The 21,578-nt window shown below is 40.5% G+C and carries 19 protein-coding genes; 9 read left to right on the top strand and 10 right to left on the bottom strand.

The window, feature by feature from the left end:
- Window positions 1-26 precede the first annotated feature (26 nt).
- From ABWV72_RS01140 to pip, 3 genes are all read right to left on the bottom strand, one after another.
- Entirely contained in the window at window positions 27-941 is a 915-nt protein-coding gene (locus tag ABWV72_RS01140) for a bifunctional GNAT family N-acetyltransferase/hotdog fold thioesterase (RefSeq protein WP_216049150.1), read from the bottom strand.
- A gap of 145 nt (window positions 942-1,086) precedes the next feature.
- Entirely contained in the window at window positions 1,087-1,527 is a 441-nt protein-coding gene (dtd, locus tag ABWV72_RS01135) for a D-aminoacyl-tRNA deacylase (protein ID WP_216049149.1), read from the bottom strand.
- On the bottom strand, window positions 1,524-2,495 hold the full coding sequence (gene pip, locus ABWV72_RS01130) for a prolyl aminopeptidase (RefSeq protein ID WP_216049148.1): 972 nt from the start codon (window positions 2,493-2,495) through the stop codon (window positions 1,524-1,526). The genes dtd and pip overlap by 4 nt, the downstream gene beginning before the upstream one ends.
- A gap of 105 nt (window positions 2,496-2,600) precedes the next feature.
- Between pip and ABWV72_RS01125 the strand changes: the two genes are divergently transcribed.
- Both ABWV72_RS01125 and ABWV72_RS01120 read left to right on the top strand, forming a co-directional pair.
- Entirely contained in the window at window positions 2,601-2,822 is a 222-nt protein-coding gene (locus ABWV72_RS01125) for a hypothetical protein (protein ID WP_216049147.1), read from the top strand.
- Window positions 2,823-2,824: 2 nt separating this feature from the next.
- Complete coding sequence (locus ABWV72_RS01120) at window positions 2,825-3,460, top strand: DUF2959 domain-containing protein (RefSeq protein WP_216049146.1); 636 nt, start codon at window positions 2,825-2,827, stop codon at window positions 3,458-3,460.
- A 52-nt stretch (window positions 3,461-3,512) separates the two neighbouring features.
- Here the strand turns inward: ABWV72_RS01120 and ABWV72_RS01115 are convergent, their stop codons facing one another.
- Together ABWV72_RS01115 and metF are read right to left on the bottom strand one after the other, a co-directional pair.
- Window positions 3,513-4,454 carry a virulence factor BrkB family protein gene (locus ABWV72_RS01115; RefSeq protein ID WP_303502274.1) on the bottom strand — a complete coding sequence of 314 codons (942 nt, stop codon included), beginning with the start codon at window positions 4,452-4,454 and terminating at the stop codon, window positions 3,513-3,515.
- 34 nt (window positions 4,455-4,488) lie between these two features.
- Window positions 4,489-5,379, bottom strand: coding sequence for a methylenetetrahydrofolate reductase (gene metF / locus ABWV72_RS01110; protein ID WP_342805423.1), 891 nt, complete (start codon window positions 5,377-5,379; stop codon window positions 4,489-4,491).
- Between the two features lie 188 nt (window positions 5,380-5,567).
- Here metF and metJ point away from each other — a divergent pair, with 188 nt between their 5' ends.
- Together metJ and ABWV72_RS01100 are read left to right on the top strand one after the other, a co-directional pair.
- Window positions 5,568-5,885 (top strand): met regulon transcriptional regulator MetJ, encoded by a 318-nt coding sequence (metJ, locus tag ABWV72_RS01105; RefSeq protein ID WP_216049143.1) that lies wholly within the window; start codon window positions 5,568-5,570, stop codon window positions 5,883-5,885.
- Between the two features lie 239 nt (window positions 5,886-6,124).
- On the top strand, window positions 6,125-7,300 hold the full coding sequence (locus ABWV72_RS01100; protein ID WP_353368371.1) for a hydroxymethylglutaryl-CoA reductase: 1,176 nt from the start codon (window positions 6,125-6,127) through the stop codon (window positions 7,298-7,300).
- 53 nt (window positions 7,301-7,353) lie between these two features.
- Here ABWV72_RS01100 and ABWV72_RS01095 read toward each other — a convergent pair whose 3' ends face one another.
- The gene (locus ABWV72_RS01095; protein ID WP_216049141.1) at window positions 7,354-7,842 is read right to left on the bottom strand and encodes a GNAT family N-acetyltransferase; all 489 of its coding nucleotides are present in this window, start codon (window positions 7,840-7,842) and stop codon (window positions 7,354-7,356) included.
- Window positions 7,843-7,894: 52 nt separating this feature from the next.
- Window positions 7,895-9,142, bottom strand: a complete 1,248-nt coding sequence (locus ABWV72_RS01090; protein WP_353368370.1) for a malic enzyme-like NAD(P)-binding protein — start codon at window positions 9,140-9,142, stop codon at window positions 7,895-7,897.
- Window positions 9,143-9,560: 418 nt separating this feature from the next.
- Here ABWV72_RS01090 and ABWV72_RS01085 point away from each other — a divergent pair, with 418 nt between their 5' ends.
- Window positions 9,561-10,676, top strand: coding sequence for a hypothetical protein (locus ABWV72_RS01085; protein ID WP_353368369.1), 1,116 nt, complete (start codon window positions 9,561-9,563; stop codon window positions 10,674-10,676).
- 77 nt (window positions 10,677-10,753) lie between these two features.
- Here ABWV72_RS01085 and rpmE read toward each other — a convergent pair whose 3' ends face one another.
- Window positions 10,754-10,966, bottom strand: coding sequence for a 50S ribosomal protein L31 (gene rpmE / locus ABWV72_RS01080; protein WP_216049138.1), 213 nt, complete (start codon window positions 10,964-10,966; stop codon window positions 10,754-10,756).
- Window positions 10,967-11,169: 203 nt separating this feature from the next.
- Between rpmE and priA the strand changes: the two genes are divergently transcribed.
- The 4 genes from priA (at window position 11,170) to hslU (ending at window position 16,567) form a co-directional block, all read left to right on the top strand.
- Window positions 11,170-13,344 carry a primosomal protein N' gene (gene priA, locus ABWV72_RS01075; RefSeq protein WP_353368368.1) on the top strand — a complete coding sequence of 725 codons (2,175 nt, stop codon included), beginning with the start codon at window positions 11,170-11,172 and terminating at the stop codon, window positions 13,342-13,344.
- Window positions 13,345-13,506: 162 nt separating this feature from the next.
- On the top strand, window positions 13,507-14,082 hold the full coding sequence (locus ABWV72_RS01070) for an SPOR domain-containing protein (RefSeq protein WP_353368367.1): 576 nt from the start codon (window positions 13,507-13,509) through the stop codon (window positions 14,080-14,082).
- A gap of 579 nt (window positions 14,083-14,661) precedes the next feature.
- Window positions 14,662-15,186: an ATP-dependent protease subunit HslV gene (gene hslV, locus ABWV72_RS01065; protein ID WP_216049135.1), complete on the top strand. Its 525-nt coding sequence runs from the start codon at window positions 14,662-14,664 to the stop codon at window positions 15,184-15,186.
- A 52-nt stretch (window positions 15,187-15,238) separates the two neighbouring features.
- Complete coding sequence (gene hslU / locus ABWV72_RS01060; protein ID WP_216049134.1) at window positions 15,239-16,567, top strand: ATP-dependent protease ATPase subunit HslU; 1,329 nt, start codon at window positions 15,239-15,241, stop codon at window positions 16,565-16,567.
- Between the two features lie 80 nt (window positions 16,568-16,647).
- Here hslU and ABWV72_RS01055 read toward each other — a convergent pair whose 3' ends face one another.
- The gene (locus ABWV72_RS01055) at window positions 16,648-18,183 is read right to left on the bottom strand and encodes a DUF3369 domain-containing protein (protein WP_353368366.1); all 1,536 of its coding nucleotides are present in this window, start codon (window positions 18,181-18,183) and stop codon (window positions 16,648-16,650) included.
- A gap of 103 nt (window positions 18,184-18,286) precedes the next feature.
- Window positions 18,287-21,577, bottom strand: a complete 3,291-nt coding sequence (locus ABWV72_RS01050; RefSeq protein WP_353368365.1) for a CHAT domain-containing protein — start codon at window positions 21,575-21,577, stop codon at window positions 18,287-18,289.
- Between the last annotated feature and the right edge of the window lies 1 nt (window position 21,578).

Raw genomic sequence — 21,578 nt, 5'->3', positions numbered from 1 at the left:
TATGCTTATTACTTTTACAGAACAACCTAATCCGGTTCTGCAATTTTACTCGGTAATACCCAGAACACACCTTTGAATTCAGCAACTGGTGACTCACCATCTAGAATATCTACTTGTAGTTTGATCGCCACTTTCTTATTTCTTTCTAACAACTCAAGCTTACCTTCCAGGGATTCAATGTTACATAAGGCTCTGGGTTGCATGGTAATAGGTTTATGGTAGTGAATATCACCATCTCCCAATACAATCTCTCCCTCTAATCCTTTTTCTTTCAGTTTTAAATGGATCATGCCCCAGCCAGTTAATGTCGCCAACGAAAAAATACTGCCTGCGAACATAGTGCCATGTAAATTAATATTCTTGTTTAACGAAGCTCTAACTTCTAGTGTCTTGCCACTGTATTGATAGAGTTGAATCCCCATTTGTTCACTAATCGGGATGGTTTCATGCCAGGTATTTTGTAGATCTTGGCACCATTTAGGGTGCAGCATTACTTGGTTCACATCTGACAGTTTTTTAATCATTTGTGAACGTTTCAGTTTACCCATTTCAGTTGGCGCTTCTTTTTCTACTACAAATCCACAAGCTTCAAAAAACTCGATGGATATACGACGACTGTTGGTAACCAATCGTTTCGCACCTTGCTGTCTAGCAACTTCTTCTAATGCCGAATATATTAACTTGCCTATTCCCTTACCTTGGCATTCTTTAGCAACCGCTATATGTCTAATTTGGGCTTCTTCTGACATATTTAAATGTACACGCCCTACAGCAACGACTTTACCGTTGCCATCAACAACCATTCGATGCTCACCAACTTGTTCGTATTCATCTTTCTCAGAGCCTAACGGATGGTTCCATGGCTCCCTCAACATTTCCCAACGGAAATGGAAATACTCTTCAAGTTGTTGCTCCGTTTTTGGCGTTTCTATTCTATACATAAAATAAGTCGTCTCTTTTATTACAGGTCAATTCAAGAAGGATGTTTTTTCAATAATTAACCTAAAACCTATCTTGATATCCACGTTTGCCCGCGAAAAATGTTCATCATTAAAGCGCAATCGCAGACCACGCACAATAGACAGGTTAATTTATTTGAAGATGAAATGTAACGGGGCCGTCGTTTACAAGGGATACCTGCATGTCTGCACCGAATTCGCCGGTTTGACATTCAATACCCTGCTGCTGACAGTAGTTAACGAATTGCTGATAAAGCTCTTTACCTAGCTCAGGAGGCGCTGCATCTGAAAATCCGGGTCTATTTCCCTTACGAGTATCGGCAACTAGGGTAAATTGGGAAACAATTAACATAGCACCGCCAAACTGTTGGATATTGAGGTTCATTTTTCCATCAGCATCACTAAACATTCTTAATTTGATTAGTTTGTTGGCAAGTTTTTTAACGGTTTCTAGGGTATCTGTTTTTTCGACACCTAAGAGTAACATCATGCCCTTATCAATTTTTCCAACAATATCATTGTCAATTTCTACATGGGCTCGGGTAACGCGTTGAATCAGTGCAATCAAGATTGTTTCTCTTTTAGAAATTTAGCCATTCTATCGGTTGCGTGACAAATTGCATCGCTTATTCTTGGATCTGATGCGCTATGACCGGCTTCTGGTACTATTAATAATTGTCCCGCACGCCATACTTTACTTAAAGTGTAAGCATTTTCCATTTTACAGACAATATCGAATCGACCGTGGATTATCGTGCCTGGAATGGAGTCTATTTTATGAATATTCTTTAAAATTTGGTTTTCTGCAATGAAGCAGCGATTTTTAATATAATGGCATTCCAACAAAGCCAAGCTGGCTGCACGGCTTAAATTTTGATGGAAATCATGTTCCTTAACCGAGCTATTCAAAACGGAAATGCGTTCTTCCCACATGCACCAAGACTTCGCTGCATGCACTCTGGTGAGTTCATCTCCATTTAAAAATATCTGATAAAAACGGTCGGTTACCGAAACGTTTTTAGCGCCTTCTTTAACAATTTCCACAAATTCTTCATAGTACTCAGGAAAGAGTTGTGCAGCGCCTCCGCTGCGCTCAATAAACCATTCAAAATCTTCTTTTCGACCCAAAAACACACCGCGTAAAATAATTGCAGTCACTGTTTCAGGCTTATCAATGGCGTTGAGTAAGGCTAAAGTCGTTCCCCAAGAGCCTCCACAAAGCATCCATTTCTTTATTCCTAGATGCTTTCGAATCATTTCAATATCGCTGAGTATGTGGGCTGTTGTATTCTGTTCTAGCTTAGCAAACGGAAGCGATTTCCCACATCCTCGTTGGTCAAATCCGATTATTCGGTATATGTCAGGATTAAAAAAACTTCGGTACATCGGCGATAATCCTGCACCTGGCCCGCCATGAAGATATAAAACGGGTATGCCTTTTGGGTTACCTGATTGCTCAAGGTAAATTTGGTGCCCGTCACCTACATCTAAAATTTCGCTATCATAGGTTTTAATCGGTGGATATATATGGCTCATAAATTCCGCTTTTGTTTGTTTATTGAATCTATTTGCTTTAATTTAGCACTTAATTCGTAAAATTTACGACTTCTATTCAATAATAACTCGATTTCGGAGGCAAAAATGGCCGGGCAAGGATCTGGCGGCAATGTGATTGCTGCAATTTGTAATATCTTTTTTCCAGGGTTAGGGCAGTTGGTACAGGGCAGAATCTTGGCTGCTCTCATTTTCGCAATCATCTTTTTTGGTGGTGCAGCTCTGTGGTTTTTAATTGTTCCTGGTGTTATTGCTGGGATAGCCTATATTTGGGCAATAATTGATGCTGCTAAATACAAAGGCCCATAGATATGAAAAAAATAATAGTCGTAATCTTTAGTCTTATGATGTTCGGTTGCCAAAGTGCATATTATGCAGCTTGGGAAAAGCTCGGTGTCGAAAAGCGCGATATCTTGGTTGATCGTGTCGAAGAAGCGAAAGATTCTCAAGAAGATGCCCAACAGCAATTTGCCTCTGCGTTAGATGAATTCAGTCAATTAATTAACTTTGACGGTGGCGATTTACAGGATGTGTACGAAGATCTAAGCAGTCAATATGAAGCAAGCAAAGATGCCGCGGACAACGTTAGTAATCGCATTGATAAAGTGGAAAGTGTTGCTGAAGCATTATTTGACGAGTGGACTGAAGAGCTTGAAAAGTATTCAAATGCTAAGTTAAAACGTGATAGTGAAAAACAACTCAGAGAAACACAGAGACGCTATAATTCGTTGATTTCAGCTATGCGTAAAGCTGAGTCAAAAATGCCTCCAGTGCTATCAGCTTTGCAAGACAATGTTCTTTATTTAAAACATAACCTAAATGCCAACGCAGTAGGTGCATTGCAAGGTGAATTCAACCTAATCAAGAAAGATATTGATGTTCTGATCAAAGAAATGAATTCAGCTATTTCGCAAAGTAATGCGTTTATATCGAGTATTCAATCTTAAATTAAGGGGCAAACTGCCCCTTTAAACTCTTTACGGTTAAATATCTAAAACCTTATTTGTGTGGCTCTTCGGGCAAATCATCGGGTTTTACATGATTTTCTTCATCGCCATCATCATCAGGTATCAGATTGCGCTCTTCACCAGTGTCTTCCTCTGGCATTATACGTTCCAACGCTCGGGTGAATTCAGCGCCCACCAAAACCAATATCCAACTTAAATATACCCACACAAACAAAATGGGAACAACCGCAATTGCCCCATATATCACTTGATAAGAAGGGAAGTTTTCCACATACATGGAAAACATTTTTTTGGATAATTCGAATAGACCGGCAGCCAAGATTGCGCCTGATAGAGCATGTTTATAGCTGATCTGTTTGTTCGGTACGACCATGTATAAAATGAAGAAGGCAATCACTGAGGTGATAAATGGCACTACTTTGAGCAATACAGTGCTAAAGCCTGGCGTATATTCGTCAGCGTAGTTAGCCAAACCGACCAAGTAAGAGCTGACCAAGACACTGACTCCAATTAAAAGGGGAGCTAAAGTAAGTACCATCCAGTAAATGGCAAAGGTGTATATGCGGGGGCGTTCGCTTTTAGCTTGCCATATTCTGTTAAGGGTTTTATCAACATTAGAAATAAGGGTTAATGCAACCACCACCAGAAACGCAATACTTAAGGCTCCCATTTTGGAGGCATTATTGACGAATTCTGTCATATGTTTTTGCAACACATCCCCAGAGGTGGGAATGAAGTTATTAAATACAAACTGCTCTAAGTGCTGCCTTACTTCTGAAAACGCTGGAAACGCCGACAGAATGCTGAAAAACACAACAATAAAGGGTACTAACGACAGCAGAGAAACATAAGCGAGATGGCCAGCAGAAACACTAATGTTATCTTTTTGACAGTGGTGGACAACATTCCGCAACACAATATATACGTGCCCTAAAAAGCGTTTACTCTGTGCGAACCAGTTCTGCTGTGTCATACCACTCTCAAAATTAATTTATAGCAACAGCAGTTTATCCGTTTTGTGCACGAACGCCTAATAAATGACAAATTGCGTAGCTTAATTCACTTCTGTTTAGAGTATAAAAATGGAAGTCTCGTATTCCTTCTTTGGCTAATACTTTGACTGTATCCATTGCGATGCTTGCACCCATTAGATTTCGAGTTGTCTGATCGTCTTGAGCTAAGCCATCGTACATTTTGTGTAACCAGTTAGGTACGTGCACGTTGGTAAATCCGGCAAAGCGTTTAAGAGTTTGATAATTTGTCACAGGTAATATGCCCGGTACAATATCTAAATCTATACCCGCCGCCGCAGCACGGTCTCGAAAGCGTAAAAATACCTCTGCATCAAAGAAAAATTGACTAATTGCTTGGGTGGCTCCTGCTTCCGCTTTACGTTTCAGGTTAAGCAAATCGAACTGCGCATTGGGCGCTTCAGGGTGTTTCTCAGGATAAGCTGCAACAGAAATATCAAAATCGGCTACGTCTTTTAGCAAAGCGACTAAGTCTGATGCGTACATTTCGGTTTTTTCAGTACCTGCTGGTAGATCGCCTCTTAGTGCAACGATTCGTCTAATACCTGACTGCCAATAATCTTTGGCTATCTGGATTAGTTCTTCTCTACCTGCGTCTACGCATGTTAAATGGGGGACAGCTGGCACACCAGTTTCACTTTGAATCCGTTTAACCACGTCATGAGTCCGGTCTCTTTCACCACTGTTGGCACCATAAGTTACCGACATATAGGCTGGCTTCAATGGCGCTAGACGCTCAACTGATTTCCAAAGTGTTTGTTCCATTTGTTCCGTTTTAGGCGGGAAAAATTCAAAAGAAACATTGATATCGCTTAACTCAGACAGCGATTGATTTAGCGACTCAATACCTTGTGCGTAAGAGACCATGCTGTACTCCAATATGTAAAATAATAATAATACCAATCTATTTTCTGTTAGTACTTTTACGTACAATTTGGTATTAGCCGTTTAGACGTCTAAACTAAACTGAGAATGATAAGCCGTCAAGATGTTTAGACATCTAATAGACTTGAGGTTAGACTTTCATCTTATAAGAAAGATAAAAGAGCAACAGTATGGCAAAGTGGAACGGAAAATACATACATCCCTACGCTGAACACGGTAAAAAAAGTGAACTCGTAAAAAAAGTAACAGTTTCAATCCCGTTAAAGGTTTTGAAGGTCCTTACGGATGAGCGAACTCGTCGACAGGTAAATAATTTAAGGCATGCAACAAATTCAGAGCTGTTGTGTGAGGCTTTCTTGCACGCTTTTACTGGACAGCCACTCCCTGACGATGACGATCTTCGCAAAGACAATCCCAATCGAATTCCTAAAGAGGCTCGAGAGTTAATGGAAGCAATGGGTCTAGAAGTGAAGGAAATTGACGACTGATTTAAATTAGCCGTTACACTAACTATGTTATGCTTTCAATTGCATCAATCCACAATTGTAAAATCCCATTATTGGTGCAAAAATAGTCAATATTCGAGTGAGTTTCATGATTTATTCATCTTTGTGCATTAGTCTCGCTTTGGCAGGTAGATTGCATTGAGAACATTAGTTGTTTAATTAAAAAATTAACTAAATGAATAAATAGTCATATAGATATCGCTAATTGAGGACAAGTTAACATGGTAAAAACACCGCGTATCCCGCGCAATACAATGAATGACCATAGTCACGAGTGGGCTCAGAAGCGTCGGGAATACCTTACCGAACAAACAGGCACGGAACTGCCACATACTGGACATTTTTCTATCGACCCAGAAGCGCTCCCTGGAAATATTGAAAATTTCATAGGCGTCGTGCAGATGCCGGTGGGAATTGCCGGTCCTGTCCAGGTGAATGGTGAATATGCGAATGGCTTATTTCATGTCCCCTTAGCGACAACTGAAGGTACTTTAGTTGCAAGTTACAGCCGAGGCATGCGAGTTATAAATGAGTGTGGTGGCGTCAATACGACAGTTGTTGAACAGTTTATGCAACGAGCCCCCGCGTTTATTTTTGCCAACGCTAGAGAAGCTCGTGAATTCGGCAAGTGGATAGATGAACACTTCTTAGAAATTAAAGCGGCAGCTGAAACAACGACTAGTATTGGTAAGCTAGAACACATCATGCAGTGGTCTGTTTCAAAAACACGTTATTTACGTTTTAACTACACCACTGGCGATGCCGCTGGACAAAATATGGTGGGTAAAGCAACCCTTGCTGCTTGCGAATGGATAGTGGCGAATTATCCTGAAAAGTGTGAATACCTATTATCGGGTAATATGGATACTGATAAAAAGCATTCCCACCTGAACATGTTGCACTCTCGTGGTAAACGAGTAATCGCTGAAATCGTTCTTAAAAAAGACGTGCTTAAAAAGATCATGAAAGTCGATACCAAAATGTTGGCTCGGGCTACTGTGTTGGCTAATACCGGCGCGTTGATGGCTGGGGCTGCATACAACGGTCCACATTCGGCGAATGGAATTGCATCGATATTTATTGCCACAGGGCAAGATGAAGCCAATGTGGTGGAGTCTCATGCAGGTTTACTTTCCCATGAACTTTTGGATAACGGCGATTTTTACCTTTCTGTTACCTTGCCGTCGTTAATTGTTGCAACTTATGGTGGCGGAACGGGCTTACCGACTCAAAAAGAGTGTCTTGAACTGATGGATTGTTATGGCACAGGTAAAGCCAACAAGTTCGCAGAGATCGTTGCCGCAACGGTATTAGCTGGAGATATTTCTTTGGCTTGTGCGGTTATTGGCGGGCATTGGGTCAGTAGTCACGATAAATTTGGTCGCAACAGAGACTAGGTTATATTCAAGTATTCAGATCACCTCGCGATGGGGTGGTCATGAATTTTCTGCTATTGACTTTTAATTCTAGCCATTAAATACACATCCGTTAATTCTCCGTTTCTAAATGCGTAATTTTGCGCAGTCCCTTCAATTTTAAAGCCAAATTTTTTATAAAGCGCAATGGCACTATCATTATCTGTATACACTTCTAGTTCGATACGGGTGACGGCCAACCAATTTTCAAGTAAATCAATTGCAGCTTTAAGTAATTGACTACCGTAACCTTGATTACTTTTGCTAGGTACCACCGCCATGCCGATATTTGCTGCGTGTTTACGTCTATTATTAGTACATACTTCTATGCCTATCTGAGCAACGATTTGCGCATGCTCTGTGACAACTAAACTATAGAAATTATCTGGCTTGTCGCCTAAAAATGCCTCCCAGCTATCCAACGAAGGGTAGGGTAACTGAAGCGTGTTGGCGTAGTTTATAGTTTGTTCATAGATTTGTTTAATTTGTGGAATGTCGGCTTTATCACTGTGTCGAATTTGCATCTAAATTCCTTTTTAGTCGGGACTGCAGAAAGAAGGCGCTAAGCGCCTCACTTTATTCAGCCAAATAGTTTTTTGGCAGTTCTGTAATGGCTGCGACTCCTGAATCGATAGCTGCCTGGGCAACGGCAGTAGCCACTCGCTTACACAACCGAGGATCCATAGGTTTGGGAATTATGTATTGACGCCCAAACTCTAACTTATCAATGTCACTGGCATCTAATACTTGCTGAGGAACTGCTTCTTTAGCAATACTACGAATGGCATTGACGGCTGCAATTTTCATTTCGTCATTTATTTTAGAAGCTCTAACATCAAGTGCACCCCTAAAGATAAATGGGAAACACAGTACATTGTTTACCTGATTTGGATAATCAGAGCGACCCGTTGCCATAATCAGGTCATCACGAACACTATGAGCTAATTCCGGTTTAATTTCTGGATCTGGGTTTGAACAAGCAAAAATAACCGGGTTCGCAGCCATCAGTTTCAATGCTGATGCTGGCAATACATCGGGGCCTGAAACACCTACAAAAACATCTGCGCCATCCATTACATCTTCAAGTGTGCGCTTGTCAGTATTGTTAGCAAACATTTGTTTATGAGGGGTTAGGTCGTCACGACGAGTATGAATGACGCCTTTTCTATCAAGCATATAAATTCGTTCACGCTGGGCACCACATTTAATCAATAGTTCCATGCATGCGACAGCTGCAGCTCCCGCACCCATACATACCACATTGACGTCAGCGACATTTTTACCCTGAATTTCCAACGCATTGAGCATACCTGCAGCAGTTACGATTGCTGTACCGTGCTGATCATCGTGAAATACGGGTACTGAACAACGTTTAATCAACTCTTGTTCAATTTCAAAACATTCGGGGGCTTTAATATCTTCTAAGTTAATACCGCCAAAGGTATCGGCGATACTTGCCACTGTATTGATGAACTCTTCAGTTGTACGATGAGTCACTTCAATATCAATTGAGTCTAAGCCGGCAAAGCGTTTAAACAACAATGCTTTACCTTCCATTACCGGCTTTGATGCAAGCGGGCCTAAATTGCCTAACCCTAATATCGCCGTTCCGTTGGTAATGACTGCCACCATGTTACCTTTACCAGTATATAAATATGCGGCATTAGGGTCTGCTGCAATCTCTCTAACTGGTTCGGCAACGCCGGGGCTATATGCTAATGCTAAATCTGTAACACTTTCTGCCGGTTTTGTTAGCTCAACGCTAATCTTTCCCGGTACAGGTTTGGAATGATAATCCAATGCTTTTTGTCGAAAATCAGACATAACTGTCCTGTTCCTTACTTTGTAGGGTAAACACATCAATTAACTGAAAACTATCAGCTTGTAACAGAGTGTTCGGTTAAGGGTTATTTAATTAATATCAGCTTATTATTTTAATTCTCGCGCTTTAAAACACCTTCAGATGTATACAAAAGCGGCTGCTACCAATTGGTCGAATGTAACATAGCTTAAACAAAACCACATATCAGATGAGGCTATGAATACTATTCACGAATATGATATGAGTTAGCAATTAAGGATGTACGCCTTATTATTCTATCCTGTAAAGCCTTGAAAGTTTTCACTCTTTATATAACTTTTCATCTGAACTCATATAAAACTTTTCACTTGTGTTAGAACCAATATCATTTTATAACGGGGTATCTCCTTAATATAATGGTAATTCTCTTCTTCTTAGCTTATGACTGATAATCGACCGTTAATCAAGCACATAAAAAATCATGATGCATTGTTTTCTGATTTAGCCCTGATTCGAAACGCCCATGCGGCGCAACTTGGTTTTGTCCAATATGGTTATCATAAAACGCCAAAATTCATTAGCGCTGATGGGCAAAGGCATTGTATTGAACCTGAGCGTAGTGTTGTTTTGCCGAATCTTACTGCGCTCAAGGGCGTAAAAACGATTTTGAGTAAGGTGCTGCCGGGTCTTTCTTTAGTAACTAAAAGTGAGTTAGGTTTTCGCTATCCAACCGCAGCACTTGCAGGTCTAGATGCGCCCTTTATTAAGCGTTTTCGCTCGGAATACTTCCATCGAGTAGGGGAGGATCGCAATATATGTCGGCCAACAAATCTGTCCTATGGGATCAAAAGTCGTGGTAAAGGTGATAATCGACAGGAATATGAAATATGGGTTCCAGATGATCAACTGCAACAAGATCCTCTTCCCTTGTTTATTGATAAGTATGGTGAAGATTTACCTAACGATGTTCGCGATTTTGCAACTCAAACTCCTATAGTGCATGGTTGGATGGGGGTAAAAAGAGCTGCGTTTGAAGCACTGTTTCACGATCCTGAAATTACCGGAGACTTGGTGATTTGTTTAGGCTTCTCTGTTGATGTGTATAACATTGGTGCGCGACCCGATTTATCTTTTTCAGAAGAGTTAAAAAGTTCAGTAGCGGTAAGTAATGTCGAGTTGGAATGGGAGATTATGGGGTATTATGCACCGAATAACTACCAATTCGAGCATGACATAGTATGGCAGGCCATTAACAATACATTGGCGGCAATTGGTGAGCCAATTAGCGATGTATATGGCAAGCAAATTATTCCAATTCAGGAAAGTAAGACTGAACGTATCTTATCTACAATTCAAGCGCAAGGTATTAGCTCTGAGCATATTGCTAATATGGATTTAAAACCATGGGAGTTTTTACAGACAGCAAGTTCTCATCGACGAAAGCCAAAAGATCCCAGTCGTTCGATTAATTTACTTGGGCGATTAAACCGCCTATTTTATCAAGCTCAAAGAAAGCTGCCGTCACTTAAACATATTCATGATTTAATTGCCGAATAAAGTCGTCCATTACGCCCAAAAAAACAGGCACAAAAAAAGGCGCACTAAGCGCCTTTTTCAATTCGTAGCAGTTAGGCTTATTTTTTGCCCAATGCACCGAAACGTTTCTTGAACTTGTCAACACGACCACCAGTATCAACATTACGTTGCTTACCAGTGTAGAATGGGTGACATGCTGAACATACGTCAAGGTTCATGTCTCTACCAAGGGTTGAACGAACAACAATTTTGTTGCCACAAGAGCAAGTAGCTGTCATTTCAGTGTATTCTGGATGAATATCTTGTTTCATATGGATTACCTCATTTCTGGGCCGTATCGCTATACAACCCGAAGTTGCACACCATACGCAAATTAAATTAAATAGCGGCTTGCCGCAAAGAGGCGCGCATATTAATGTAAAGGACTGTATTGATCAAGTTGTTTTTCGACTGTTTGTTAACCAAATCGTGTCTTTAATAGCACTAAATCGTCTAGGATTATCGAATTTAGCCCATGCCCATTTATCAAATTGCACTGCCGTTACCCAAACGACAATTGTTCGATTATCTTCATGCAGATGGCGACCTGCTGCCTGGTTGTCGTGTTCGGGTGCCATTTGGGCCCAGAGAGCTTATAGGTATTGTGTTTTCAACCACCGAGGACTCTCCTTTTTTAAGTAAATTAAAACCGATCAATCAGGTTATCGACGAGCAGCCTGTAATCGATAAAACGCTACTGTCCCTGTGTAATTGGTTGGCGAGCTATTACCATCACCCAATTGGTGAAGTGATGCACACCGTATTGCCAGTGGCATTGCGTAAGGGCGAATCTGACAAGCCTAAACCAATTCAAATGCTGTGTTTAACGGATGCGAATCAAGACGAGATCCCTGAGCAACTCAATCGAGCTAAAAAGCAACGCGAACTTTATATCGAACTTTTGCAGCGGCCGATATCACTGAGTACACTAAAACAGACCTATACCGACGGTGTTATCAAAGCTTTAGTGGAAAAAAAGATTGCTAAAGTGGAATCAGTTTTTGAACAAAACGAAAGGTCTCAATTTACTATTGACGGATCCATTGAAAAGCCCCAACCCAATGTTGAACAAGCCCTAGCAATAACTGCAATCAGTCAATCGTTAACCCAATACACAAGCTTTTTATTGGAAGGGATTACCGGTAGTGGTAAAACCGAAGTGTATTTACAAAGCATTGAAGAGGTTCTAAAAAGCCACAAACAAGTATTAATCCTGGTACCAGAGATTGGTTTAACACCGCAAACTGTAAAACGCTTTGAAAAACGCTTTGGGATTGAAGTGGGGATTTTGCATTCTAATCTAACCGATAACGAGCGCTTGGCAGTGTGGCAAAAAAGTCGTTCCGGCAAGCTGGGGATCATTATTGGAACACGTTCGTCAATTTTCACCCCTATGGCGCGTCCTGGAATGATAATTGTTGATGAAGAGCATGATGCTTCGTATAAACAGCAAGATGGTCTTAAATACAGTGCCCGTGATTTAGCCGTAATACGTGCAAAAGAACATAAGATTCCACTTATATTGGGTTCAGCAACACCTAGTTTAGAGTCGCTGAACAACGCGTTATCTGGCCGCTATCGGCTATTGCAGCTTAATCAACGTGCGGGTAACGCCTTGCAGGCTAAACAAAGTGTTTTAGATATTACTAACCAGCCATTAACTGCTGGTTTAGCGAGCGGCATGCTTACCCGCATTGAACAGCACTTGAAAGCGGGTAATCAAGTGATGTTATTTGTTAATCGTCGAGGATATGCACCTGCTTTACTTTGCCACAGTTGTGGGCATGTGGAAGAGTGTAAACGTTGCAATAAACCGTACACAGTGCACAAGTCGTTACACAAAATGCAATGTCATCACTGTGGTGCGGCTAAGGCATTACCTAAACAATGTAAAGAATGTGGTCATCATGAGTTGCTCACTCAAGGAGTCGGTACTGAACAATTAACCATGTATTTGGAACAACAATTTCCTCAATACAGTGCGGTGAGAATCGACAGTGATAGTGTGCGAGGTAAAGCAAAGTTAGACAATTTATTAACAGAAATTAATGCTGGAGCCCATCAGATTTTAATTGGCACCCAAATTTTATCTAAAGGTCATCATTTTCCAAATGTCACTCTGGTGGTGATTTTAGATGCTGACGGTGCACTGTTCAGTGCAGACTTTAGAGCTTCAGAGCATCTCGCTCAACTAATCACTCAGCTTTCTGGCAGAGCGGGTAGAGCCCAAAAACCGGGCGAAATGTGGTTGCAAACCCATCAACCTGGACACCCATTGTTGCAAGACTTGATTCATAACGGCTATGGTCATTTTGCACGCTTTGCACTTTCGGAAAGAAAGTTAGCCAATTTACCGCCTTTTAGTTTTCACGCACTGTTTAGAACGGAATCATTGAAGGCTCAAGATGGCTTTGAGTTTTTGTCTCAGGTAGCGCAAATGACGCAACATCCGCAGATTCGTGTTGTTGGGCCTATTCCTGCCATTATGGAAAAACGGCAAGGGAAATATCGCATGCAACTGTTAATGCAAAGTCAAAGTCGCGCTTTGCTAAATCACGTTATTGGCCATTTCGCAACTGAAATTGAGGCATTACCCAGCGCAAGAAAAGTCCGATGGTCAATTGATATCGATCCGCAAGATTTCATCTAAATCTTGGTTTTATTGTTGGTTTTATGTGGCTGTTCACGATACTATTTGCCCTGAACTCAGGAATAAGATGCATCGTCTGAGTAATCACTAATCATATATTTCAAATGCATTGCCGTTAGTTCATTATCCTAGAAATCACTCTCACTTATTAAAATAATAAATATGGCACACAAAGATTTTGTAAAGCGCGGTCAGGCACCTAAAAAGAAACCAGTCAAAAAAGTGGAAAAGCCGAAGCGTCCTTGGTTTCCATTTCTTATTACCTTAATACTCGTCAGCGGTTTTGCTTATTTTTTATGGGCCATAAGCCACCCATCTAGTTCAGACGAGGTTCCACAAGAACAGCCGCAAGTGGAACCAAAACCACAAAAGCAAAAGGTACAAGGGAAGACCAATGAGCAGGAATCATTACCTGAAATGCCAGAAGAAGAATATATCTATCCTGAAGAACTTGAGCACGGTAGCGTAGAGATAGATCGTAAAGAACAAGAAAAGTCGGCGCGACCTTATTTGATGCAATGCGGTTCATTTAGGCAAAAACAGCAAGCCGAAAAAATGCGCGCCCAATTGGCCCTGCAAGGATTAGAATCGTTAGTGAAGGCCAGTGAAGGTAAAAATGGTCTTTGGTATCGTGTCATTTTAGGTCCATACGATTATAAAAGAGATGCTGAGACAGACCGACATGTTATCCAGCGTATTGGTATTGGTTCCTGCCAAATTTGGTACTGGGACCTTTAAGCCTTGTAGCATGGCCTTTAGGCCATGGATTTAAAATCTCTCACGGGGCTAAAGCGCCCGCCTACAGATTGTTTTGCATTTGTAGCATGGCCTTTAGGCCATGGATTTAAAATCTCTCACGGGGCTAAAGCGCCCGCCTACAGATTGTTTTGCATTTGTAGCTTGGCTTTCAGGCCATGGATTTAAAATCTCCCACGGGGCTAAAGCGCCCGCCTACAGATTGTTTTGCATTTGTAGCATGGCCTTTAGGCCATAGATTTAAAATCTCCCACGGGGCTAAAGCGCCCGCCTACAGATTGTTTTGCTTTTGTAGCATGGCCTTTAGGCCATGGATTTAAGGCCATGGATTTAAAATCTCCCACGGGGCTAAAGCGCCCGCCTACAGATTGTTTTGCATTTGTAGCATGGCCTTGAGCCCAAAACGTGAAATTTGGGGCTGATCCACCTATATCGTCTTCATTTTTTAAGATACTTAAACCTTAATGCTTGAAAATTCCTTCCCGCTCCCCACATATACTCCATGAATCGTAACTCGCATTTAACGTGGGTTGATAAAGTTGATCTAAACAAGGAGCAGACGTGACTACCATTGTATCCGTACGCCGCAATAATCAAGTCGTCATCGCAGGTGACGGGCAGGTTTCGTTAGGAAACACTGTTATGAAAGGCAATGCACGAAAAGTGCGTAGACTCTACAACGACAAAGTAATCGCCGGATTTGCTGGTGGCACTGCCGATGCTTTTACTCTTTTTGAGCGTTTCGAAAGTAAATTGGAAATGCATCAAGGGCATTTAACTAAAGCTGCAGTAGAACTGGCAAAGGATTGGCGAACCGATAGGATGTTACGTAAGTTAGAAGCGTTATTGGCCGTGGCTGATCATACCGCTTCTTTTATCATTACCGGTAATGGTGATGTGGTGCAGCCAGAGCAAGATCTCATCGCTATTGGTTCAGGTGGTCCCTATGCCCAAGCGGCAGCTACCGCGTTACTGGCAAATACAGAGTTGAGCGCACAAGAAATCGCAGAAAAGAGTCTGACGATTGCTGGTGACATATGTGTGTTTACCAACCACAGCCAAACAATAGAAACGTTGAATTACTAATTTTAATAGCACTGATTTAATCGCTCAGTGCGACACTATTTAAAGGTTTTTTATGTCTGAGATGACCCCAAGAGAAATTGTCCACGAGTTGGACAGGCACATTATTGGTCAGCAAGATGCAAAGCGAGCAGTGTCTATTGCACTTCGTAATCGCTGGCGTCGTATGCAATTAGAACCTGAATTACGTCAGGAAGTAACCCCAAAGAATATCTTGATGATTGGTCCTACTGGTGTTGGTAAAACCGAAATCGCCCGTCGCCTAGCTAAATTGGCCAATGCTCCTTTTATTAAAGTAGAAGCAACCAAGTTCACAGAAGTGGGCTATGTTGGTAAAGAAGTAGAAAGCATCATTCGAGATCTTGCAGACATCTCTATTAAGATGACCAAAGAGCAAGAAACTGAAAAAGTGAAGTATCGAGCTGAAGAAGCTGCTGAAGACCGTATTCTTGATACACTTTTACCACCACCAGAAAATGCGTGGGGTGAAAAAGAGAAAGTTGAAGATAAAGGTACTCGTCAAACTTTCCGTAAAAAATTAAGAGAAGGTCAATTAGACGATAAAGAAATTGAAATTGATGTTGCTTTGCCTCAAGTAGGGGTAGAGATCATGGCGCCTCCTGGAATGGAAGAAATGACCAATCAACTTCAGGGCATGTTTCAGAATTTATCTGGTTCTCAAAAGAAGAAAAAGAAACTAAAAATTAAAGAAGCATTTAAACTTTTAGTTGAAGAAGAAGCTGCGCGATTAGTTAATCAGGAAGAATTGAAAGATAAAGCACTGTTTAACGTTGAGCAAAACGGTATCGTTTTTATTGATGAAATCGATAAAATCTGTAAACGAGAAGGCACTGGCAGCGCCGATGTTTCTCGCGAAGGTGTGCAACGGGATCTATTGCCTTTAGTTGAAGGATCGACGGTATCGACTAAACATGGAATGGTTAAGACGGATCATATCTTGTTTGTCGCCTCAGGTGCTTTCCAGATGAGTAAACCCTCTGACTTAATACCTGAATTGCAAGGACGTTTACCAATTCGAGTGGAACTTTCAGCGTTAAGTGTGGAAGACTTCGTTCGCATACTAACAGAGCCAAATGCTTCGCTCACTGAGCAGTACATTGCACTAATGGGTACTGAAGGAGTTGCAGTTAGCTTCACTGAAGACGGTATAAGACGTATCGCTGAAGCTGCTTGGCAAGTGAATGAGCGGACTGAAAATATTGGTGCTCGACGTCTGCATACTGTGATGGAGCGGTTAATGGAAGATATTTCTTTTGATGCATCTGAAATGGAAAACGAATCCGTACTGGTAGACGCTAAATACGTCAATGAACATCTAGATAAGTTTGTTGATAATGAAGATTTGAGTCGCTTTATCTTGTAGCTTCATTTTAATAATCAAGAGCCATTAAACGCATTTTAAAATTGACTTTGAAATGCGTTTTTTTATGTGGGTAATATGGCTTAAAATTTGTCGGGGTATTGCTCTCTAACTTGATTAAACTGACTAATATTGGTCAATAATAAATCGACTAGTTTAGGTTCAAATGCTTTACCTCTTTGCTCGTTTAGGAAATCGATAATTTCCTGATTAGCCCATGGTTTTTTATAACAACGCTTGCTTCCTAAAGCATCAAATACATCCATAAGTGCAGTTATGCGCCCAGCAATAGCAATCTCTTCACCTTGAAGACCTTGCGGGTAGCCTGTGCCGTCCCACTTTTCATGATGCTGTCTTGCTATGGTAGCCCCTAATTGCAAAATCGGGTTATCAGTTCTAGCCAACATTTCAAACCCGATTTGAGCATGGGTTTGCATCACTTCCCATTCAAGGCTATCTAATTTGTCAGGCTTGTTTAGCACATAATCAGGAATCCCTACTTTCCCCACATCATGAAGTGGGGAGGCAAGTTTAATCATCTCTGAGTCGAAATCATCTAGACCATATAGCTTTGCTAGCATGTAGCTGGTTTGCGCTACCCGTTTAACGTGACTACCGGTTTCTTTGCTGCGCATTTCAACCGCTTCGCCAATAATATAAGACAATTCTTTTTGAGAGTCCTTAATGACATCGCGTAGCTTCAGATTTTCATGAGCTACGGCAATATTGTGGGCGAAAAACTCCAATAAACGATGTTGCATGGGTTCTAATTGCTTATTTTGAGCTACGTAAAGTACATTTTCTGTGTTGCGCTTAGTGGTAAAGTAACCAATAAAATAATCTTCTTCGTAAATCGAATGTTTGAGTGCCAATGCCCGTTTGATTCGCGCATTAACCTCGCTACTCAATGACAACGAGGTCTCTATCTCAACCGGTTGCGGTTGGTTCAACGCAAGTATATGAACATTACTCAAATTATTATTTGCGTCTTTGGCAACCGCGCAACAAATTACCGCCTCTTCCTCGATACCTAAGACTACTGCTACTTGCTTTAATATTGCCGAACCAAACTGAGGAAGTGTGTCACATTCAATAAACTCGGAAGAAGCAGCAATGATTTTTTCCAGACCGATACGGTGTTTTTCTATGGTTAAGATATCTCTATAACCACGTAGTGCAGAATAAACAGAGGTTTTTAATCTCAACGCGGTTAATTCGGTCTTATTTTTGTAATCATTGATATCGTATTCCCGAATAACACTTTCTTCTGGGGCTTCACCAGGCTGTCCTGTACGCAGGAATAGCCGAATCTTATGGTTATTTAAATCTTCTCTAACCCATTTGACAAAGTCTAAACCGGCATGAACTGTTTCCATCACAACATCCACTATCGCTACGGCAAAGTCGTGTTGGCTATTTGAAATTATATTTTTAGCTTCGGTTGCAGTATAGGCACTATGTAACGCTAGTCGTCCATCATCAAAGACTAGATCATTGAGTACGATTTTGGTTATGTTGTGAATTTCAGGCTCGTCATCAATAACTAAAACATTCCATTTATAATCAAAGGAATCCACTTCTTCCGGCATATCATCAGCGAATAAAAATGTATCGTTCATACTTTTGCCCCTGCTGCCCCGTGTACTTTTCACGTTATGTTTGTGTATAGATTAGTCGCAACACGAAGATTTTGTGATTTTTAAGGGTGTAATTTTACACGTTTTACTGAGGAAATAAATTATTCGCTAATTCTGGCCCGAAAATCTGACTGTCGCCTTGATTTGAAGAGGTGAGTACAAATCCTGCCCAGTATTTTGGATGACGATATTTGCCCGAAGAGTGAAATCTAAATTGGGTTAACTGTAGCGCTTTGGGGGCGTCCCCTTCGGATTCCACTAAGTTTGCGTAAAACTGTTTCACGAATTCTGAAGTCGGTCGATCTTGAATAGCCCAAATAGTACCCACCACCGTCTTAGCACCTTGGGCTAAAAATCCTCGCGTAATACTACGCATCCCTGAGCCTTTATAATTTTTCCCAACCATAGTTTCGCAGCCGCTAATAAACACTAAATCAGCAGATACAGGTTTACTTAGCAATTGATTTAAGCTTAAAAATCCAGGGGTTAAATTACCTTTAATATTCTCTCCAGCGGTTAATACGCCAACAATATCCGGTAATTTTTTATCGAAATAGCCGTGTGTTCCAATATGCAGAATGTTTGAATTACGAACTTTTTTAGACATTAAAAATTGACTAGTCGCATTTTCGGCAAAGCCTTTATTTATTTGGTGACCAGCAAATAAATTAGCTACGTACTTTGCTTCTTTAAGCGTGCCTGGTAAAGCCGCTAATGTTAAACGTTCAGATATGGATCCAGGTGTAATGTCATTCACCTGTGCAGTGAAATCAGGGTTTGCAAAAATGGAAATTTCAAAGTTCTCAGCGTCAGTTGAAAATGTCTGCTCAAAATATGAAGTGGCAGATGTAATAAAAACCGATTGTGAGGTTTCAACTAATGGTTTGTAGCTTTCTGCTGTTGTGGCAGTATTCCACATAGAGAACGGCATCTTATGTAAACTTTCATCGGGAATAATCAAAATTTTAGTTATTTTTTGCTGTTCAATGACATCAACTGGCAGTAAAGAAATATCCCGAAACTGTGTGTTCAACCATGGTTTGCTAGAAGCATATGTGCCGTGAACGTAGTTTTTTACCATCTCCGCAATCTCTGCCACTTTTGCTATTTTTTGAACCGATATATCGTTGTGTGTGACGTTAAGTGAAAACATGGTGTGTCCATCAGAAAAATATCTAACCAACATTTGATCTGATGGCAACGATTGTTGAAATGCATCTAAGGATATATTAGCAATTTTCGAATCGTGATTTTGTTCGTTCAATACTCTAGCTAGATAATCATCTCTTGCTTCAACTAATCGCAGTTTTTCGCTTGATGAGTCGCTTAACAACATCTGTTTTTCTTCTGCTAACCAAATATTGTACAAAAGTTGAATTTGCGCCTCATTTTCACTCGCAACTTCATCGATAGAAAACAGGTTTCTCTCTTGTTTTGGGTCAACTGAATAGTACTTTTCCAAAACTTCGAAAAGTCTAGCGTAGTGATGACGAGGTTGATTTTTAATGCGCTCATTATCTAATAACGAGGTAATATAGGTATTAATAAAACTAAATCTAGCCGCATTCCAAGCTTGCGGATTGGCTACGGTTAATCGACTCTTTTCTATTAATGACATCGCCTTCTCAGCAAAAATATCAACCCACTTAAAAGATTTTTCTTGCTGACTTATTTGAACTAATAACGTAAATACTTCGATCTGTTTAATGGGGTAGGTTTTGTTTTCAATATCAATAATATCTTCGTTATAAAAACTGTCGTAATCTAATAGTGCTGCTAACTCTTGAAGCTCATCTTTATCAATCGGCTTAGCTAAATACACATTGTCTATTTTGAATTTCAGGATTTTTGCATCAATTTGAGTGGTGTGAAGTGTTCTTGGATCGTTAAATACATTGTTTAAGTGTGTTTGGGCTTTAGTGAATTCTTTTTGTTTAATTGCCGTTTTTGCGAGTTCGACTTGTAATACAATTTGATAATAATCCTGTTGGTTCTTCAATAAATGCTCGGCGCACTCTAACCATTGATTAGCCCCATCAAAATCACCTTCCTCTCGACTTGTCGCCCCTATCATAACGGCGGCTCTTGCAATCATTAAATCTTGCTGACCTAAATTCAAACAACGTGCAAGTTCCCATTGCTGATTGGGCAAGGTGTTTTGTACCTGATTTATGGTATTGGAAAAGTAACGTGAACCTGTGTCATATTCACCTGTTTGGAAAAGCAGAAAACCTTTACTAAATAACAAGGGGGCAATACCTGGGCTGTTAGAATCACTGATAATATTTAACCCTTTATTTAAATAATTATGAGCTTGAGCAAACGCGCCTTCTCGGTAGGAAGATAAAAAAGCATTACTATAGAGTTCGGCCATTAAAAATCGATATTCAGGGGCATTTTCTGCTTTAGAAATCGCATTTTTAACGGTTTCTAATGCCAAGTTATGTTTGTCTTCAAAATTGTAATAGAACCAAAGGTGATGAAGTATGTCTGCCGTCAGCCAATTAGGAGATTTAGATAGTGCTTCGAGTACTTGTTGATATAAATTTTTAGCGTATACATCCAGATCCAAACCTGCTTGTTGGGAATGGGCGATATCAGCAAACATGCTTCCACAATGTTGAATAAATTTTGATTGGTTTAGAAGCGCGGTTTGATCATTACTAAGTTGGCCATGATGTTTAGAATAAACATACAGAGTTGCAGCTAATTGTGCGGCAACTTGAGTTTTGACTGGGTCATCTATTTGGCTCCCAGGCTCAAAAGATGAAGTCCAAACTGCGCATTGAGCAATAATGTCTTGGGCGCTGAATTTATTTAAATTAAAGCTAGTAATAAAGCCAAGAGAGCCATTTTTAACTTGCTTTGCATTTTCCATTAGTCGGCGAAGCGTCCATCTGGAGAAGTCGCTATTTAGGTCACTATTGGTTATTTGCGAAACAATTGAATAGGGCTGATTAGTTTGCGTTTGTGCAGGAGTAGCCAAAATATCGATAACGTTTTGGTACGCAGAATAATCTGTATTGTCTAATTCTATCAAACTGATTTTAGGAGAAATTTTAGTATAATTTACCAGCACCCTAATTTTATTGGTTTCAGTATCGGTTTGTGGGAACTGAAATAGGCTAAAATACTCGGTATCTTTGCTGTCTATATCTTTTTTTTCAACCAATTGATTATTAACGAAAATTTCAATTTCTAAAGGCTGGTCGGCATGACTCAACTTCAATAGTGCTGCATGGCCAACTTGATTGACTGTTAATGCGGTAGATTCCATTGCACTACAGGTAAAACTGGCACACAACAAGATAAGACTGTAGGACAAAAAACGGAACATATTTAGCAAAACACGTCTTTGGTTAACAATGGATGGCACA

The organism is Aliiglaciecola sp. NS0011-25, from assembly GCF_040370605.1.
GTDB classification, from domain to species: domain Bacteria; phylum Pseudomonadota; class Gammaproteobacteria; order Enterobacterales; family Alteromonadaceae; genus Aliiglaciecola; species Aliiglaciecola lipolytica_A.
Note: the sequence above shows the minus strand (reverse complement) of the source record. Positions and strands in the feature narration are given on the sequence as shown.

Bases quoted from the DNA above. Each gene is read 5' to 3' on its own strand.
- rpmE (WP_216049138.1), bottom strand. From the start codon at position 10,966: ATGAAACAAGATATTCATCCAGAATACACTGAAATGACAGCTACTTGC.
- ABWV72_RS01090 (WP_353368370.1), bottom strand. From the start codon at position 9,142: ATGTCTGATTTTCGACAAAAAGCATTGGATTATCATTCCAAACCTGTA.
- metF (WP_342805423.1), bottom strand. From the start codon at position 5,379: ATGGTCTCTTACGCACAAGGTATTGAGTCGCTAAATCAATCGCTGTCT.
- ABWV72_RS01120 (WP_216049146.1), top strand. From the start codon at position 2,825: ATGAAAAAAATAATAGTCGTAATCTTTAGTCTTATGATGTTCGGTTGC.
- ABWV72_RS01125 (WP_216049147.1), top strand. From the start codon at position 2,601: ATGGCCGGGCAAGGATCTGGCGGCAATGTGATTGCTGCAATTTGTAAT.
- metJ (WP_216049143.1), top strand. From the start codon at position 5,568: ATGGCAAAGTGGAACGGAAAATACATACATCCCTACGCTGAACACGGT.
- pip (WP_216049148.1), bottom strand. From the start codon at position 2,495: ATGAGCCATATATATCCACCGATTAAAACCTATGATAGCGAAATTTTA.
- ABWV72_RS01070 (WP_353368367.1), top strand. From the start codon at position 13,507: ATGGCACACAAAGATTTTGTAAAGCGCGGTCAGGCACCTAAAAAGAAA.
- ABWV72_RS01140 (WP_216049150.1), bottom strand. From the start codon at position 941: ATGTATAGAATAGAAACGCCAAAAACGGAGCAACAACTTGAAGAGTAT.
- ABWV72_RS01085 (WP_353368369.1), top strand. From the start codon at position 9,561: ATGACTGATAATCGACCGTTAATCAAGCACATAAAAAATCATGATGCA.
- ABWV72_RS01095 (WP_216049141.1), bottom strand. From the start codon at position 7,842: ATGCAAATTCGACACAGTGATAAAGCCGACATTCCACAAATTAAACAA.
- ABWV72_RS01100 (WP_353368371.1), top strand. From the start codon at position 6,125: ATGGTAAAAACACCGCGTATCCCGCGCAATACAATGAATGACCATAGT.
- ABWV72_RS01115 (WP_303502274.1), bottom strand. From the start codon at position 4,454: ATGACACAGCAGAACTGGTTCGCACAGAGTAAACGCTTTTTAGGGCAC.
- hslU (WP_216049134.1), top strand. From the start codon at position 15,239: ATGTCTGAGATGACCCCAAGAGAAATTGTCCACGAGTTGGACAGGCAC.
- ABWV72_RS01055 (WP_353368366.1), bottom strand. From the start codon at position 18,183: ATGAACGATACATTTTTATTCGCTGATGATATGCCGGAAGAAGTGGAT.
- priA (WP_353368368.1), top strand. From the start codon at position 11,170: ATGCCCATTTATCAAATTGCACTGCCGTTACCCAAACGACAATTGTTC.